This window comes from Nonomuraea sp. NPDC048892 (assembly GCF_040649735.1).
Taxonomy (GTDB): domain Bacteria; phylum Actinomycetota; class Actinomycetes; order Streptosporangiales; family Streptosporangiaceae; genus Nonomuraea; species Nonomuraea maheshkhaliensis.
In genome coordinates this window covers 1-17,792 of the sequence record NZ_JBEZFZ010000026.1, presented here as the reverse complement: position 1 = coordinate 17,792, position 17,792 = coordinate 1, and the positions used below count along the sequence as shown (strand labels likewise).

Annotated in this window: 9 protein-coding genes; 4 read left to right on the top strand and 5 right to left on the bottom strand. The window is 73.3% G+C overall.

What is annotated here, in order from left to right; translation table 11 throughout:
- Window positions 1-8: 8 nt before the first annotated feature.
- Window positions 9-989 carry an LLM class flavin-dependent oxidoreductase gene (locus tag AB0C28_RS45535; protein WP_358082189.1) on the bottom strand — a complete coding sequence of 327 codons (981 nt, stop codon included), beginning with the start codon at window positions 987-989 and terminating at the stop codon, window positions 9-11.
- Window positions 990-1,179: 190 nt separating this feature from the next.
- On the opposite strand from AB0C28_RS45535, the gene AB0C28_RS45530 reads away from it, so the two are divergent.
- The 4 genes from AB0C28_RS45530 to AB0C28_RS45515 all read left to right on the top strand — a co-directional run bounded on the left by AB0C28_RS45530 (window position 1,180) and on the right by AB0C28_RS45515 (window position 6,310).
- Window positions 1,180-2,784 carry a Coagulation factor 5/8 type domain-containing protein gene (locus tag AB0C28_RS45530; protein ID WP_357856411.1) on the top strand — a complete coding sequence of 535 codons (1,605 nt, stop codon included), beginning with the start codon at window positions 1,180-1,182 and terminating at the stop codon, window positions 2,782-2,784.
- Window positions 2,785-2,892: 108 nt separating this feature from the next.
- Window positions 2,893-3,504 carry a TetR family transcriptional regulator gene (locus AB0C28_RS45525; protein WP_358082187.1) on the top strand — a complete coding sequence of 204 codons (612 nt, stop codon included), beginning with the start codon at window positions 2,893-2,895 and terminating at the stop codon, window positions 3,502-3,504.
- 56 nt (window positions 3,505-3,560) lie between these two features.
- Window positions 3,561-4,667: a carboxylesterase family protein gene (locus tag AB0C28_RS45520; protein ID WP_358082185.1), complete on the top strand. Its 1,107-nt coding sequence runs from the start codon at window positions 3,561-3,563 to the stop codon at window positions 4,665-4,667.
- Between the two features lie 146 nt (window positions 4,668-4,813).
- A complete protein-coding gene (locus AB0C28_RS45515; protein WP_358082183.1) occupies window positions 4,814-6,310 on the top strand; it encodes an alpha/beta fold hydrolase in 1,497 nt (498 codons plus the stop codon).
- A gap of 13 nt (window positions 6,311-6,323) precedes the next feature.
- On the opposite strand, the gene AB0C28_RS45510 is transcribed toward AB0C28_RS45515, so the two are convergent.
- The 4 genes from AB0C28_RS45510 to AB0C28_RS45495 all read right to left on the bottom strand — a co-directional run bounded on the left by AB0C28_RS45510 (window position 6,324) and on the right by AB0C28_RS45495 (window position 17,678).
- The gene (locus AB0C28_RS45510) at window positions 6,324-6,944 is read right to left on the bottom strand and encodes a helix-turn-helix domain-containing protein (RefSeq protein ID WP_358082180.1); all 621 of its coding nucleotides are present in this window, start codon (window positions 6,942-6,944) and stop codon (window positions 6,324-6,326) included.
- Window positions 6,941-8,137: a cytochrome P450 gene (locus AB0C28_RS45505; protein ID WP_357856400.1), complete on the bottom strand. Its 1,197-nt coding sequence runs from the start codon at window positions 8,135-8,137 to the stop codon at window positions 6,941-6,943. The genes AB0C28_RS45510 and AB0C28_RS45505 overlap by 4 nt, the downstream gene beginning before the upstream one ends.
- Before the next feature lie 150 nt (window positions 8,138-8,287).
- A complete protein-coding gene (locus AB0C28_RS45500) occupies window positions 8,288-14,038 on the bottom strand; it encodes a type I polyketide synthase (protein ID WP_358082177.1) in 5,751 nt (1,916 codons plus the stop codon).
- A gap of 22 nt (window positions 14,039-14,060) precedes the next feature.
- Window positions 14,061-17,678, bottom strand: a complete 3,618-nt coding sequence (locus AB0C28_RS45495) for an SDR family NAD(P)-dependent oxidoreductase (protein ID WP_358082174.1) — start codon at window positions 17,676-17,678, stop codon at window positions 14,061-14,063.
- Window positions 17,679-17,792: the final 114 nt, after the last annotated feature.

Sequence of the window (17,792 nt, the reverse complement as noted above, 5' to 3'; positions counted from 1 at the left end):
GCGGGGCGTCAGCCGGTGAGCTGGGGGATGACCTTCTCGCCGAAGAGCCGGATCGCGGCGAGCACCTCGTCGGGGGGCAGGCCGCCGATGTCGATCAGCACCAGGTGCGCGTCGAGCCCGAGCAGCTTCTGCTGGGCGTTGAGCCGGTCGGCCACCTCGCTGGGTTCGCCGCAGATCGCCGCGCCCTCCATCAGCGCGTCGACGTCGATCGCCCGGCCGTCGCCGCGCCACGGGCTGGCGAACGACGCGTACGCCTGGAGATAGGGCCGCCAGCGTTCGCGCGCCCCGCTCTTGGCGACGAACACGTGACTGGGCAGGGCCACCCGGCCGGGGGCGTGCCGCCGGTAGCCGGCCACGACGTCCACGTACACACCGGGGTCGCGCAGGGTGCTGGGCAGCATGAGCGGCAGCCCCAGCTCGGCGGCGAGGTCGGCGGACGCCGCCGAGCCGCTGCCGACCCACAGCGTGGGATGCGGGCGCTGGACCGGGCGCGGCGTGGTGGTCACGCCCTCCAGCGGGCTGCGGAACGTGCCGCGCCAGGTGACGTTCTCCTCCCGCAGCAGCCGCAGCAGCAGGCGCAGGTATTCGTGCAGGCGCGGCCGCAGGTCGGAGGGGGCGATGCCGAAGGCGACGTCGGTCTCCTTCGACACGCCGCGGGCCACGATGAGCTCGGCCCGCCCGCCGGACAGCACGTCGAGGGTGGCGAGCTCTTCCGCGACGCGTACGGGATCGCGGTGGGCCAGCAGGGTGACGCCGGTGGACAGGCGCAGGGTGGTGGTGCGGGCCGCGATCGTGGCGAGCAGGAGTTCGGGCGCGGAGACGATGTAACGGGTGAAGTGGTGCTCGCCGATGGCCACGCCGGTGAATCCGGACTCCTCCGCCACGACGGCCTGGTCGACCATGGCGCGGACGCGCTCGGGCTCGGAGGGCGCGCGACCGGTGCGTGGATCCGGCAGGTGATCCCCGAGGATCAGCAGGTAGACCTCCACAAGGCGTGACTCTACCCACGGGCGGCTTCGGCGCGGCTTCGTCGGCACTCAGGTGAGCATCCGCACTGAGGCGAGCCTCCGCGCCGAGGGAGCCACTGAGATGAGATCGGCTCATGTTCGGTCTTGATGCGGCGTCCCGGGCGGTGGATGCTGGCGGCAACCCCGGTACCGCAGGCTGGGAGGTCGTCCCGTGCTCCTCCACCTCACCCGAAGGGCGGCCGCGGCCGTCCTCGTGCTGTCCAGCGTCCTGATCGCGCCGCCCACCGCACACGCAGCCGTCCCGACGAACGCCGCTCCCACGAGCGCTCCCGTGAGCGGGTTCGTGGACGGTCACAGTCATCTCTTCTCGTACGAGGCCTTCGGCGGCAGGCTCTTGTGCGGCAAGCCGTTCGACCCCGGCGGCATCGAGGCGGCCCTGACCGACTGCCCCGACCACTACCCCAACGGCGAGCTGGCCTGGTTCGAGAACTTCACCCGCACCGGCTCCCCCACCGGCACCCACGACCCGACCGGCTGGCCTACGTTCCGCGACTGGCCGGCGCACGACTCGCTGACCCACCAGCAGACGTACTACACGTGGGTCGAGCGGGCCTGGCGGGGCGGGCTGCGGGTGCTGGTCAACCATCTGGTGGCCAACCGACAGCTGTGCGCCATCTATCCGCTGCGCAGGTACGGCTGCGACGAGATGTCCGCCATCAGGCGGCAGGCCCAGCGCGCCCGCGAGCTGCAGGACCACATCGACGCCGAAGCCGGCGGGCCCGGTCTGGGCTGGTTCCGCATCGTGGCCGATCCGGCCGAGGCCCGGCGGGTGATCGGGGCGGGCAAGCTCGCCGTCGTGCTCGGGGTCGAGACCTCGGAGCCGTTCGGCTGCCGGCAGGTCCTCGGGATCCCCGCGTGCACGCGGGCCCAGATCGACCGCGGGCTCGACGAGCTGCACGCGCTCGGCGTGCGCAGCATGTTCGTCTGCCACAAGTACGACAACGCGCTGTGCGGCGTCCGGTTCGACTCCGGCACCCAGGGCGCCGTCGTCAACGTCGGCAACCTGCTCGCCACCGGCTCGTTCTGGCAGGCCCGCACCTGCACCGGACCCGAGCACGACAACACCATCGACCCGGCCGGCGTGCTCCCGTCGCAGATCGCGCGGCTGCTGCCCCCTGGCGTCTCCCTGCCGCTCTATCCCCCGGCGCCGCACTGCAACACCCGGGGGCTGACCGCGCTGGGCGAGTACACGGTGCGGGGCATGATGCGGCGCGGCATGCTCGTCGAGGTCGACCACATGAGCGTCAAGGCCGCCGACCGCACGCTCGACCTGCTGGAGGCGGCGGGCTATCCGGGCGTGGTCTCCTCCCACAGCTGGTCGGACCCGGCGTTCCTGGCGCGCATCTACGCGCTGGGCGGCATGGTCACGCAGTACGGCCACGACGCCGAGCACTTCGTCGCGGAGTGGCGGCGCACGGCGCCGCTGCGGCAGCAGTACCAGGTGCCGGGGTACGGCTACGGCCTGGACGCCAACGGCCTGGGCCGGCTGCCCGCGCCGCGTCCTGGCAACGCCGCGAACCCGGTGACGTACCCGTTCACCTCCCACGACGGCTCCCAGATCATGGACCGGTTGCGGACCGGGCAGCGCACCTGGGACGTCAACGTGGACGGCGTGGCCAACTACGGCCTGGTCCCGGACTGGATCGAGGACATGCGCCTGCTGGCCGGCCCTGACCTGGTGCGGGACCTGGCGGCGGGCGCCGAGTCGTACCTGCGCACGTGGGAGGGGGCCGCCGGCGCTGACGCGCTTACGTGACCGCCGGCGCCCCTGACCGCCCCTGACCGGTTCAGCTGAAAGCCGCCGGTCAGGGGCGGTCAGGACGCCCGTGTCGCGGGATTTGCTTGAGTAAGCCATTGTTCGCTCATGCCAGCGAAGACGCCCCCGCGTGAGCCCGGCCGGACCTTCACGGCGGTCGGGCGCCGGGCGCAGATCGTGGCCGCCGCGATCGAGACGATCGCCGAGCTGGGGTACACCCGTACCTCGTTCGCCCAGATCGCCAAGCGCGCGGGCCTGTCCAGCACGGGCCTGATCTCGTACCACTTCGCGAGCAAGGCCGAGCTGTTCGAGCAGGCTGTGCTGCAGATCTACGGCGAGATCACCGCGTTCATGACCCAGCGGATGGAAGGGCACACGACGGCCTCGGCCGCCCTGCGCGCCTACATCGAGGGAAACGTCGAGTTCTCCGCGACGCACCCGGTGCAGATGAAGGCGTTGCTCGACATCTTCGTCAACGGCGGCATCGACTACGACGAGTCGAAGGAGCGCACCGCCGTGTCGCCCCTGGAGCAGATCCTGCGCTGGGGGCAGGAGTCGGGCGAGTTCCGCGGCTTCGACGTCCGGGTGATGGCGACGAGCGTGCAGCGTTCGGTCGAGGGGCCGAACTTCCTGCTCGCCGGCGACGCGACGCTCGATCTGCGGGCCTACGCCCGGGAGCTGGTGACTTTGTTCGAGCGGGCCACCCGCGCGGACACCTGACCGGGCGGTCAACCCCTACGCCCAGCTCTTCGGCGTCCGCGACCGGCTCGCCGGTCGTGCGCCTGTCCTCCGGGCGCGTCCGCGGCCTCGACCAGGGCGCGGTCCGTACGTTCTCCGGCATCCGTTACGCGCAGCCGCCGGTCGGCCGCCTGCGCTGGGCACCGCCCAAGGCCCCCGAGCCGTGGCCCGGCGTGGCCGACGCCACCAAGCCCGGCGCCGCCTGCCCCCAGGCGCAGCTCCCCGGCGTGCCCCCGACCAGTGAGGACTGCCTGTCCCTCAACGTCACCATGCCGCGTGACACCGGCGGCAGGCGGCTGCCCGTGATGGTGTGGCTCCACGGCGGCGGGTTCACCACCGGAGCCGGCAGCCAATACGACGCCAAGCGCCTGGCCACGCAGGGCGACGTCATCGTGGTGACGGTGAACTACCGGCTCGGCGTGTTCGGCTACTTCGGGCACGAGGAGCTGGCGGGCTCGGGCACGTTCGCCATGGCCGACCAGATCGCCGCGCTGCGCTGGACGCGGCGCAACGCCGCCGCGCTGCGGAAGGGAACGTTCCACCGGGTGCCGGTGATCTCCGGCGGCACCCGCGACGAGATGCGTTCCTTCATCGGCGGCGCGATCATGGCCGGCCAGAAGTTCACCCCCGAGCGCTACCCTGAGCTGCTGCGCGAGGCGTTCGGCGAGAAGGCGGCGGCGATGGCGGCCCGTTATCCGCTCTCCGCGTACGCCTCGCCGGCGCTGGCGTGGGCGGCCGTGATCACCGACGGGGCCTGGGCCTGCCCCACGCTGGAGGGCGACCGGCTGCTCGCCCGCCGCGCCGACGTCTACGCCTACGAGTTCGGCGACCCCGACGCGCCGAACGTCAACGGCATCGAGGTCCCCGGCTTCCCCCTGGGCGCGACCCACGCCACGGATCTGCCGTCCCTGTTCGACCTGGGCGGCGTGTACGCCCTCCCGACGCCGGCGCAGCAGCGGCTCGGCGCGCGCATGGTCGGCTACTGGACCGCGTTCGCCAGGACCGGCGACCCCAACGTGAAGGATGCGCCGCGCTGGTCCCGCTTCACCGGGCAGGGGCCCGTGCTGAGCCTGGTGCCGGACGCCGTCAAGCCCGTCGGTTACACCGCCGATCACCAGTGCGCCTTCTGGAGGTCGATCGCCTGACCTCGCGCGGCCGCCGCCCTCCCCTGGCCCGGCCTCGGCGGCGGCCGCCGGTAGGATTTCGAGGTCATGATCGAGAAAGGCGTCGCGGTGGGGCCGGGTGAGTGCCGGGTGAGCGGCTCCGGCGGCCGATCGACGGCAGGAGCGGCGTGCCACGAAGAATCTCTCTGATCGCCACCGCCCTCATGCTGGCGGCCACGCTGCTGACCGCCCCGGCGGCGTATGTGGCGCGGGCGTTCGTGACCGGGCCTGACGTCACGGACGAGGTCGGCGGGCGCGGCATCACCTGGCGGCCATGCGAGGGAGAGCCGGACGTCGAGTGCGGCACGTTGGCCGTGCCGATCGACTGGTCCAGGCCGAACGGGCCCGTCGTCAGGCTGGCGCTCGCCCGGCGCAGGGCCGGCGACCCCGCCGCCCGGATCGGAGCCCTGCTGGCCAATCCGGGCGGGCCGGGCAACTCCGGCGTGGACGACGTCCTGCGCAACCCCTCCGGCTTCAGCGAGGAGGTCAGGCGGCGGTTCGACATCGTCGGCCACGACCCCCGGGGTGTCGCCCGCAGCGGCTCGGTGACCTGCCCGGCCTCGGTCTACAACGAGATGCCCGACCCGGTCGTGACGAGCGAGGCCGCCTTCCGCGCGTGGGTCGCGTACGGCAAGAGGCTGCACGCCGGCTGCCGCGAGCTCACCGGCCCCCTGTACGACCACCTCGACGCGGCCGACGTGGCGCGCGACATGGACGCCATCCGCTCTGCGCTCGGCGAGGAGCGGCTGACCTCGTACGGCGTCTCCTACGGCACGCTCGCCCAGCAGCTGTACGCCGAGCTGTTCCCCGGCCGGGTCAGGGCCATGGTGCTGGACGGCAACATGGACCACAGCCTGACCGTCGAGGAGTTCCAGGTGAGCGAGGCGGCCGCGGTCCAGGACAGCTTCGAGGAGTTCGTCGCCTGGTGCGCGCGGGACGCCGGCTGCGTCCTGCGCGGTCGGGACGTACGGGCGCTGTGGCGGGGGCTGCTGGAGCGGGCGGGGCGCGGCGAGCTGACCTGGCCGGGCCTGTTCGGCCGCGCGGTGAGCGCCCACGACCTGCTCTGGCTGGGCGTGGTGCTCAACGAGGCGCCCGCCTGGCGGCGGCTGGCCGCGGTGCTGCGCGCCCTGGCCGGTGGTCCTGTGCCGGGCGACATGCCGGATCCTCCCGGCAACGGGCCCGCGTACGGCGAGTTCGCCGAGCTCCCGACCGCGATCCTCTGCGAGGACTTCGACCTGTCGCTGCGGGATTACGCCGAGTACGCCGGGGTGATGCGCGCCGCGAACGCGGTGGCTCCCGACATGCGCTACAACCCGATGCCGATGGGTGACATGCCGATCTGCCAGGGCCGCCGGCCCGGCAACCCGCGGCATCCGCTGCGGTACACGGGTGACGCGCCACTGCTGGTCGCCACCTCCCTGCACGACCCCGAGACGCCGTACGGGTGGTCGGCGAACGTGGCCCGCCAGCTCGGCGGCAAGGCCACGCTGCTCACGTACGAGGGCTGGGGCCACGGCATCTACAGCATGACGACCTGCACCACAGCCGCCATGGACGCGTACCTCATCTCGCTGACCGTGCCCGCGCCGGACGCCCGTTGCCCGGCCGAAGAACCCCAGGGCTAGGCCGGGCACCGGGCTAGCAGCCCCCGGAGGCGCGGTCGATGAAGTGCTGCCAGGACGGCTCGGGCAGGCGGTCATCGGTTGGCCGCAGGCTCGACAGCAGCAGGGCCAGGTAGCGGCGCGGGTCGCGCTGGTCGGGATCGCCCGGATGGGCGGTGGCCAGCGCCATGATGACGATGGCCGCCAGGTCCCGTACCGACACGTCGTCCCGCACCTGGCCCGCCTCCTGGGCGCGGGCCAGCACGGCGCTGAGCGGCCCCATGAACCGCTCCACGATGTCGACGGGGAACACGCCCGACTGCTTGACCGCCTTCAGCAGCCCCTGATGGGCGACCAGGGTGTCGACCGCCCCCGCCAGCGCCCCGGCCAGCGCGGCCCCGGCGTCGGGGGCGTCGCCGGCGGTCAGGGCCAGGGGCTCGACCTCCTCGGCGAAGTACGTCTGGAAGGCCGCTCTGATCACGCCGTCGCGGTCGCCGAAGCGCCGGTAGACGGTGGCGCTGCCGATTCCCGCCCGCCGGGCGATCTCGTCGAGGGGGGCCTCCGGGCCGCGTTCGCGGAAGATCTCGATCGCGGCCCGGACGATCCTGTCGGCGTTGCGTACCGCGTCGGCCCGCTGCCGCTGTTCCTGCACACTCACCAGGCGACTTCGAAGGAGGTCAGACCGTAGACGACGTTGAACGCGCGGAACTCGGGCGAGGTGCCGGTCTCGCGCAGCTCGGGGAAGCGCTCGAACAGCGCCGGGAAGGCGATGCGCATCTCCATCCTGGCCAGCGGCGCGCCCAGGCAGTGGTGCACGCCGTGGCCGAAGGCGACGTGGCCGAGGTCGCCGCGGGTGATGTCGAGGCGGTCGGGCTCGGAGATGAACGCCGGGTCGCGGTTGGCCGCCGGCAGCGCGCACATCACCAGCTCGCCGGCCGGGATGCGGACGCCGGACAGCTCGACGTCGGTCATGGTGACCTTGCCCGTGCCGGAGTGCACGATGCTGAGCCAGCGCAGCAGCTCCTCCACCGTGGCGCCGATCCGCTCGGGGTCCTTCCTGAGCAGGTCGAGCTGGTCGGGGTGACGCAGCAGGGCCAGGGTGCCGAGCCCGAGCATGTTGGAGGTGGTCTCGTGGCCGGCCAGCAGCAGCAGGGCGGCGATGCCCACCAGCTCCTCGTCGGCCAGGTCGTCGCCGTGCTCGCGTACGAGCATGCCGAGCATGTCGTCGCCCGGCTCGGCCTTGGCGCGGGCGACGAGCTCGGTCATGTAGGCGCGCTGTTCCAGGTTGGCCGCCGTCCGCTCCTCGACCGGGAGCGAGATGTCCAGCACCTTGCCGGTACGCCGCTGGAACCCGTCGCGGTCCGCGTACGGGACGCCGAGCAGCTCGCAGATGACCAGCGAGGGGATCGGCAGGGCGAAGGCGGTGACCAGATCGGCCGGGGAGCCCGCGCGCTCCATCGCGTCGAGGTGCTCCTTGACGATCTCGTGGATGCGCGGCTCCAGGCGGCGCATCCGGCGCATGGTGAACTCCGGCGTCAGGAAGCGGCGCAGCCGGGTGTGCTCGGGCGGGTCGAAGGCCAGCAGGTTGCCCGCCCGCAGCCGCCGGAGCTGCTCCTCGCTGTATTGCGCGGCGGAGCCCAGCCGGAACGCCATGTTCTGGGCGTTGCTGAAGCGCGCGGCGTCACCGAGCACCTCGCGGACGTCGGCGTAGCGGCTGACGAGCCAGGCGTCGACGCCGAACGGGGTGGGCATGCGCCGCACGCCCTCCTCGTCGCGCACCGCCGACAGCTCGGGGTCGGGATCGAACACGTCGCGCCGCATGTGCAGGGGCAACGTCAGAGGTTCGCTCATGTCATCTCCCGTGCGGAACCGGCCCCGGACGGACTTCGTCGACCGCCTCCCGTAAGACCGCGTCCCCTCAAAACGAGAGTAACCCATCGTTTCGCCGGCCGCGCGATCTTCTCGCGCGGCAGCGTCGGTCGGTCGGTTCGTCGGATGTTGTCAGCGGCCGAGGGTGCCCAGCCAGCCTTCGATCGCCTCCGTCATGGACGGGGCCATCTCCTCCAGCATGGTGAAGTGGTCGCCCTTGACCTCCTTGGCGCACTGGGCGGCCGGCCACGACGACCGCCACCGTTCGGGAGCGGGCTGTGACAGCGGCGTGTCCGGGGTGATGAACAGGATCGGCGCCGCCACCTCCTCCAACGTCGTCTCACGGAAGAGCCGGTAGTAGCGGCCCATGGCGGACAGCCGGGCGTCCGAGAACGGGCCGAACTTCTCCTCCCGGTCGAACATGCCCCGCATCATGTCCTCGCCCAGATCGTCGATGAGGGCGTCGTCCGGCAGGAAGGTGTCCAGCAGCACGAGCCCCGTCGGCGGGAGGCCGCGCCGCTCCAGGAGAGTGGCCACCTTGTGCGCGAAGTTGCCGCCGGCGCAGTAGCCGAGCAGCGCGTACGGGCCGCCGGGCGGGACGTTCGCGGCCACGATCTCGGCCCACAGGGAGACGGCGGCCTCGACGTCGGCCGGCAGGCCCTCGTTCTCGGCGTAGCCGTGCACCGGCAGCGCGTACAGGTCCCTGATGCCGCGGAAGGCGGCGCCGAGCCGGGCGAACTGGGCCGCGCCGCCGAGCGCCATGGGGGTGCTCATGCAGAACAGCGGCATCCCGCCGGGGCCCTCGGCCAGCTTGAGCGCGGCCGGGAGCGCGGGCAGCTCGGCGGGCGAGCCGAACGAGTCGCGCAGGCCGGCGGCGGCTTCGAGCAGCACCAGGCTCTCGTGGACGCGATGGTCGCGCATCGCCCGGCGCAGCAGCGTGCTGAGCCCGCCCTGCTCCCCCGTCCGCCCGAGCCGGCCGGACAGGTGGGCGGCCAGCGCGGACGGGCTGGGGTGGTCGAAGACGACGGCGGTCGGCAGGCGCACTCCGATCGCCTTGCTCAGGGCGTTGCGCAGCTCCACGGAGGTGAGCGAGTCGAAGCCGGCCTCCAGGAAGTTCTGGCCGGCGTCGAGCGCCTCGGGGCCGGCGTGGCCCAGGATCCTGGCCGCGTGGGTCCTGACGAGGTCGCGCAGCTTGGGCAGGCGCTCCTCCTCGGGCAGCGCGGCGAGCCCGGACTCGCCGTCCCCGCCGTCGTCGCCCTCGGCCTCCGCGGCGAGGATCTCCCGCACCTCGGGCAGCGCGCGCAGCAGCGGGCGGGGCCTGGCCAGCGTGTACGCGGGGGCGAATTTGGCCCAGTCGATGTCGGCCACCACCAGGTGCGTCTCGTCGTGGCCCAGGGCGCTTTCGAGCACGGCCGTGGCCCGGCCCGGGTCCATGGCGCGCAGGCCGAGGCGGCGCAGCCACTCGCCGATCTCGCCGTCCGCCATCCCGCCGCCGTCCCAGGCGCCCCAGGCGATCGACAGCGCGTGGCCGCCCCTGGCGCGGCGGGCGTCGGCGAGCGCGTCCAGCACGGCGTTGGCCGCCGCGTACGCCGCCTGCCCGGCCTGGCCCCAGACGGCCGCGCCCGAGGAGAACAGCACGAACCGTTCGAGCGCGTCACCGGGGAACAGGGCGTCGAGGTTGGCCGCGCCCGCGACCTTGGCGTCGGCCACGGCGGCGAGCTCGCGGGGGGTGAGGTCAGCGAGCGCGGCACTGTCGTGCACGACTCCGGCGGCGTGGAACACCGCGGTGGGCGCGAGACCGTCGAGCGCGGCGGCCAGGGCGGGGCGGTCGGCCACGTCGCAGGCTGCGATCGTGACACGGGCACCCAGGTCGACCAGCTCGGCCTCCAGCTCAGCGGCCCCGGGAGCCGCCGGGCCCCGGCGACCAAGGAGCACGATGTGCCCAGCACCACTTTCGGCCAAGCGGCGCGCCACGTGAGCGCCGACCCCACCGGTGCCACCAGTGACGACGACCGTGCCGTGGGGCCGCCAGACATCCCCGGCCGGGCCAGCGTCGTAGGAGCGCCGTGCCTCACCTACCGAGCCTGCGCCGTGAGAGCGACTGGCGCCGCCCGTCGAGCCTGCGCCGTGCAGACGCCCGGCGTCGCTCGCCGGACCTGCGTCGCGGGAGCGAACTGCGTCGCCCGCGTGAGCCGTGGTGCCGGCACGGATCAGACGCCTGCCATACGCCTTGCCGTCCCTGACCGCGAGCTGGTCCTCGTCGCCGGTGAGAGCGGTGACCAGGGCGTCGATGTCGGCGGCGGTGGGGGCGGCGGGCAGGTCGATCAGGCCGCCCCAGGTGGCGGGGTGGTCGAGGGCCAGCACGGTGCCGAGCCCCCAGACGGCGGCCTGGTACGGCGCCGTCACCTCGCCGGGGCGTTCGGTGGCGACGGCACCACCGGTGACGGCCCAGAGCGGGGCGGTGACACCGGCGCCGGCGAGCTCCTGGGCGACGGCGAGCGTGGCGACGGTGCCACGGGCGAGCACGGGATGCCCGGGGTCGGGCCGGTCGTCCATGGCGACCAGCGACAGCACCCCGTCAAAGACACCGTCGCGCACCGCGTCCCGGAGGGCGGCTGGGACGGACTCGGCGGTCGCGTCCGGGAGGGTGACCCTGGCGGTTTCGGCACGCGCGTGCAAGGTGGGCTCGGCAGGGGCCTCCGCGACGGTTATGGTGGCGCCGCGTTCCCCCATGATCGCAGCCAGCCTGGCACCGAGGCCCGATGCCTCGCCGGAGGGGGTGATGACGAGCCAGTGCCCGGTGAGCGGGGTGGGTGGCCGGTCCTGGAGCAGGCGCCAGGACGTGCGGTAACGCCACGACCCGAGCACGTCCGCCTCACGACGACGGCGGCGCCAGTCGGTGAGGGCGGGCAGCACCTTGCCGACGATCTCCGGCTCCAGCGCCACCTCGAGATCGCCACGCTCGGCGGCGGCCCAGAACTCCGCATCCCCCGGCCCCTCGGCCGCCGCCTGCGGTTTGGCGGGGGTGAGCCAGTAGCGGGTGTGCTGAAAGGCATAAGTCGGCAGCTCGACCAGCCGGCCCACGGCTCGCCCAACAGCGGACTCGCTGGTCGAGCCGCTGGTGGACCCGTTGGCGGGAACGGCGGTGGCACCAAGGGCGGAAGCGGTGGGTGGGAGGGTTAGGGGGACGCCGTTGGTGTGGAGGGTGGCGGCGGAGGTGAGGGCTCGGGTGGGGCCGCCTTCGTCTCTGCGGAGGGTGCCGGTGACCACGGCGGTGTCCTGGCCCAGTTCGTGCAAGGTCTCCTGGATGCTGCCGGTGAGCACCGGGTGGGGGCTGGACTCGATGAAGACGCCGTAGCCCTGGCCGGCCAGGGTCGTGACGGCTTCGTGGAAGCGGACGGTGTGACGCAGGTTTTCGTACCAGTAGGCGGCGTCCAGGCCGGTGCCGTCGCACCACTCTCCCGTGACGGTCGAGAACATCGGCAGCGTGGTGACGCGCGGGCGGATGGGGGCGAGTTCGCGGAGCAGCCGGTCGCGGAGTTCCTCCACCTGGGCCGAGTGGGAGGCGTAGTCGACGGGCACGTGCCTGGCCCTGACGCCCTCGGCGGTGAGGTCGGCGACGAGCTGGTCCAGCGCCTCGGGCGGGCCGGAGACCACGGCCGAGCGGGCGCCGTTCACGACGGCGAGCGAGAGGCCGCCGAGTCTGGGCGCCAGTTCCTCTGCAGGTAGGGCTACCGAGACCATGCCGCCGCGTCCGGCGAGCACGTCGCGGATCGCCTTGCTGCGCAGGGCCGCCACGCGGGCGCCGTCCTCCAGGGACAGGGCGCCGGCGACGACAGCGGCGGCGATCTCGCCCTGCGAGTGGCCGACGACCGCGTCGGGGCGCACGCCGTACGAGCGCCACAGACCGGCCAGTGCCACCATGACCGCCCACAGCGCGGGCTGCACGATGTCGACCCGGCGCAGCGCCTCCTCGTCGCCCAGTACGTCCTCGACCTTGCCCCACTCCACGTACGGCTCCAGCGCCCGCGAGCAGGCCTTGAACCGTTCGGCGAAGGCCGGCGACCGGTCGAGCAGTTCGGCGGCCATGCCCGTCCATTGGGATCCCTGGCCGGGGAAGACGAGCGCGATCTTGCCGCGAGCGTCGGCGGTGCCGCGTACACCCGCCTCTCCGCCCTCGGCGAGCGTCCGCAGGCCGCCGAGGAGGTCGGTGGTGGGGCTGGGCGGTTCAGGGGCGATGAGGACGGCGCGGTGGCGGTACGGGGTCCTGGTCGCCAGGGTGTGGGCGACGTCGGCCGGAGAGAGCTCCGGGTGCCGATCGAGATGGTCGGCCAGCCGCCCGGCCTGGTCGCGCAGCGCCTGTTCGGTCTTGCCTGACAACATCCACACGACAGGCCCCGCCATGAGCCCCTCGGCCTGCTCGGCTGCGAACCCGCCGAGGCGCCCGTCGGAGCGCCGGTCCGCGGCCTCGCCGGCGGGCCCGTTCGCCACCACGGCTGCGGGCGCGGGGTCGGGGTGTTCGAGGATGAGGTGGGCGTTGGTGCCGCTGACGCCGAAGGAGGAGACGCCCGCCCGGCGCGGCCGGTCCAGGTCGGGCCAGGGCCGGGCCTCGGTGAGCAGGCGTACGTGCCCCGCCGACCAGTCCACGTGCGACGACGGCGCGCTGACGTGCAGCGTGGGCGGCAGCACCCCGGCGCGCAGCGCGAGGACGGTCTTGATGATCCCGGCGATGCCGGCCGCCGCCTGGGTGTGACCGATGTTGGACTTGATCGAGCCGAGCCAGAGCGGCCGGTCCTCGGGCCGGTCCTGCCCGTACGTGGCCAGCACCGCGTGCGCCTCGATCGGGTCGCCCAGGGTCGTGCCGGTCCCGTGCGCCTCGACCAGGTCGACGTCGGCGGTGCCGAGCCCGGCGTTGGTCAGGGCGCGGCGGATGACCCGCTGCTGGGACACGCCGCTGGGCGCCGACAGGCCGTTGCTGGCGCCGTCCTGGTTGACCGCCGTGCCGCTGACCAGCGCCAGCACGGGGTGGCCGTGCCGGCGGGCGTCGGAGAGGCGTTCCAGCAGCACCAGGCCGGCGCCTTCGCCCCAGCCGGTGCCGTCGGCGTCGTCGGAGAACGCCCGGCACAGGCCGTCGGCCGACAGCCCGCGCTGGCGGCTGAACTCGACGAACACGTCCGGTGTGGACATCACGGTCACGCCGCCGGCCAGCGCCATCGTGCTCTCGCCGCGGCGCAGCGACTCGCAGGCCAGGTGGACGGCCACCAGTGAGGAGGAGCAGGCGGTGTCGATGGTGATGGCCGGGCCTTTGAGCCCGAACACGTACGAGATCCGGCCGGAGATGACCGACGTGGCGTTGCCGGTGAGCAGGTGGCCTTCGGCCTCGGCGCCGGCGGCGGTGCCGTACCCGCTGTCGAAGGCGCCGACGAACACGCCGACCTGGCCGCCCTTGAGCGCGGCCACGTCGAGCCCGGCGCGTTCGAACGTCTCGTGCGCCACCTCCAGGAGCATGCGCTGCTGCGGGTCGGCGGCCAGCGCCTCGCGCGGCGAGATGCCGAAGAAGCCGGCGTCGAAGTCGCCCGCGCCGTGCACGAAGCCGCCTTCCCTGGTGTAGCTGGTGCCGGGGGCGCGGCCGTCCGGGTCGTACAGGGCGTCGAGGTCCCAGCCGCGGTCCTCGGGGAAGGCGCCGATGGCGTGCCTGCCCTCCGCGACGAGCCGCCACAACCCCTCAGGGTCCTGTACGCCGCCGGGGAAGCGGCAGCTCATCGCCACGATCGCGATGGGCTCGCGGCTTTCCTGCTCGATCTCGCGCAGCCGCTGCCTGGCGCCCTGGAGGTCGGCGGTGACCCGCCTGAGGTAGTCGAGGAGCCGCTGTTCATCCGCCACGTCGTCTCACCTTCCGAGAGGTTCAGAGCCCTTTGTCGATCAGCGCGAGCAACTCGTCGGCGCTGGCGGTCTCGATGCCGGCGCCGGTTCCCGCGGCGGCGGGCCGTTCCCCGCGCCAGCGCGTGAGCAGGCCGTCGAGCCGGTCCGTGACGATGGACCTGGTCTCCGCGTCGGCGTCGAGCCCGGCCAGCAGGACGGCGATCCGGTCCAGCTCGCGTAGCACCTGCTCGCCCTTGGGCGCGGCGGGCGCCAGCTCGCCCAGCAGGTGTTCGGCCAGGGCGGCGGGGGTCGCGTGGTCGAAGACGAGCGTGGACGGCAGTTGCCTGCCGGTGGCCGCGCTGAGCCCGTTGCGCAGTTCGACGGCGGTGAGCGAGTCGACGCCGAGGTGCTCGAACGTCTGGTCCGCCGCCACCTCTTCGGCCGAGCCGTGCCCGAGCACCACCGCGACCTGGCCGAGCACCAGGTCGAGGACGAGCGCACGGCGTTCCTCCTCGCCCAGCGCGGCCAGCCGGTCCGCGAGGCCGGCCTGGTCGCGGCGGACGGCGGCGGCCCTGCGGGTGCGACTGCCGGGCGGCAACGCGCGCAGCAGCGGCGGCAGCGCGTCGCCGCGCGCGGCCAGCGCCTTGACGTCGAACGCGGCCGGCACGAGTACGGGCTCCGGCCGGGCCAGCGCGGCGTCGAGCAGGGCGAGCCCGTCCTGGACCGGCAGCGGTACGAGCCCTTCGCGGGCCATCATGGCCAGCTCGTTCTCGTCGAGCCCGTCGAGCATGCCGCCCGCCCACGGCCCCCAGGCCAGGGAGCGCACGGGGTGCCCGGCGGCGTGGTGTCGGCGGGCGAACGCGTCGAGGTAGGCGTTGGCGGCGGCGTAGTTGCCCTGGCCGGTGCTGCCCGCCGTGCCGGCCAGGGACGAGAAGAGGACGAAGGCGCGCAGGTCGTGGCCTCGGGTGAGCTCGTACAGGTGCCGCGCGGCCGTGGCCTTCGGACGCAGGACGCGGTCGAGGCGTTCGGGGGTGAGCGCGGCGATCACGCCGTCGTCGAGTACGCCCGCGCAGTGCACGACGGCGGTGAGTTCGCGGCCGTCGATGAGGTCGGCCAGCGCCTCGCGGTCGCCGGCGTCGGCGGCGGCGATCTCGGCGTCGGTGCCCAGCTCCGACAGCTCGGCGAGCAGCTTCTGCGCGCCCGGCGCGTCGGGGCCTGAGCGGCTGGTGAGCAGCAGCCGCCGTACGCCGTGCGTGCCGGCCAGGTGCCTGGCCACGGCGCCGCCGAGCCCGCCGGTGCCGCCGGTGATGAGGACGGTGCCGTCGGGGTCGAGCGGGGCGGGGACGGTGAGGACGACCTTGCCGATGTGCCTGGCCTGCTGCATGTGCCGGAAGGCGTCCTTGGCCTGCCGGACGTCCCAGCAGGTGCGCGGGTGGTGGCGGAGGTGTTCGTCGGCGAACAGCTCCAGGAGGTGACGGAGCATCTCGCCGATCCTGGCCGGCCCGGCCTCGCCCAGGTCGAAGGCGGTGTAGCCGGGGGTGCTTGGGCGGAGGTCGGTTTTGCCCATTTCGATGAAGCGGCCGTCGGGTTTGAGGAGGTTGAGTGAGGCGTCGGTGAAGTCTCCGGCCAGGGAGTTGAGGACGACATCCATGGGTGGGAAGCGGTCGGCGAAGTCGAGGGTGCGGGAGCTGGCGAGGTGGTCTTCGTCGAGGCCGGTGGCCTGCCATTTGGCGGGGCCGGCGGTGCCGTAGACCTCCGCGCCGAGGTGGCGGGCGATCTGCACGGCCGCCATGCCGACGCCGCCTGCCGCCGCGTGGATCAGCACCTTCTCCCCTGGTTGGAGGCCGGCCAGGTCCACCAGGCCGTAGTACGCGGTCAGGAACGCCACCGGCACCGCCGCCGCCTCCGCGAACGACCACCCCTCGGGGATGGACGCGAGCTGACGGTGGTCGGTGATCGCCAGCGGGCCGAACGCGCCGCCGTCGAACATGCCCATCACCCACTCGCCCACGGCCACGCCGGTCACGCCTGGGCCGACCTCGGTGACGACGCCGGCGCCTTCCAGGCCCATGGGGCCGGCCTCCCCCGGGTACATGCCGAGGGCGTTGAGCACGTCGCGGAAGTTGACTCCCGCCGCGCGGACGGCGATCCGTACCTGGCCGTCCGTCAGCGGCGCGATCGCTTCGGGGGCGGGTACGGCGGTGAGGCGGTCGAGGCTGCCCTTGTCCTCGCTGTCCATCCGCCACGCGTCGGCCGGAACGGTGAGTGCGGCGGGCACACGGGCGAGCCGGGCCGCCTGTGCCTTGCCTTCGCGGATGCGGATCTGGTGCTCTCCTGCGGCGAACGCGGACAGCAGCGGTTCGGCGTCGAGGTGTTCGCCGGGTTCGTCACCGGGTTCGGAGTGCTCGGCCACGAGGAACAGGCCGGGATGCTCGGCCTGGGCTGATTTGACCAGGCCCCACACGGCGGCGATGTCCGGATCGGCGCTGTCGCCGGTGATGATGGCCAGCTGGGCTCCTTGCGGGCGGTCCGCGGCGATCCAGGTCTGGAGCAGGGCGAGCGTCCGTGGCAGGTCGCCGTCCACCCGTACGAGGAGCGTCTCGTTCTCGGCCGGATCGGACGGAATGCCGTCGCCGGCGGCGATCCAGCGGTGCCCGCCGCCGGGCTGGGCGGGGAGCACGGGGACCCATTCGAGGTGGTAGAGGGAGGTCGGACGCCTGGTGAGCTGGTCGGCCGACACCTCGCGCAGGGCCAGCGAGCCGATCGACACCACGGGGTTGCCCGCCTCGTCGGCCGCCTCGATGCTGACGGCGTGGGGGCCGGGGGTGAGGTGGACGAGGAGTTTGGTGGCGCCGGTGGCGTGCAGGGTGACGTCGGTCCAGGCGAACGGCAGCTCGACGGCGTCGGTGCTCGGGTTGGCGAGGTCGATGCCGTGCAGGGCGGCGTCCAGGAGTGCCGGGTGGATGCCGAACCCTTCCCCGTCCTGGTCAGGCAGGTCCACTTCGGCGTAGACACTGCCATCAGAGGCTGACCACGCTTTCGTCACGCCCCGGAATGCCGGTCCGTAGGCGACGCCTTGTTCGGCCAGACGGTCGTAGAAGCCGTCCAGATCGATGGGGGACGCCTCGGGCGGTGGCCAGGATCCGATCGAGGTTGGCGGTGCGGCTTCTGCGGTCAGGATTCCTGTCGCGTGGCGAGTCCAGACGTCGTCGCCGGTGCGGGAGTGGATGGCCAAGGGACGGCTGCCGTCCTCGCCGGGTGCCGCCACCGACACGTGCAGAGCCGTGCCCTCGTGCGTGACAGGAAGTGGCGCGTGCAGGGTCAGCTCCCGCAAAGCCGGGCTGCCTGCTTGGACGCCGGCGTGCAGGGCCAGGTCGACGAACGCGGTCCCGGGCAGCAGCGCCGTGCCCATGATGGCGTGATCGGCCAACCAGGGATGGGTCTTCAGCGACACCTGGCCGGTGAGCAGGAGTTCGTTCCGGTCTGGAACGGGGACCAGCGCTCCCGCCAGCGCGTGGCCGCCGACCACCTGGCCCAGACTCGCGACCTCGCCTGTGCCGGTGGGTTCCGGGGTCAGCCAGTAGCGGCGATGCTGGAACGGATATGTCGGCAGATCGACCCGTCTGGGCCGCAGCGGAGCGTAGAAGGCTTCCCAGTCCACGTCCGTGCCCCGAGCGAACGCCCGACCGACCGCCGCCACCAACGCCCGTGCCTGGGAATCGTCACGGCGGCCCGAAGTCGGAATATATGCGACCTTGTCACCGGTGATCTGCGG

Coding starts and splice junctions, on each gene's coding strand:
- AB0C28_RS45525 (WP_358082187.1), top strand. CDS start 2,893: ATGCCAGCGAAGACGCCCCCGCGTGAGCCCGGCCGGACCTTCACGGCG.
- AB0C28_RS45505 (WP_357856400.1), bottom strand. CDS start 8,137: ATGAGCGAACCTCTGACGTTGCCCCTGCACATGCGGCGCGACGTGTTC.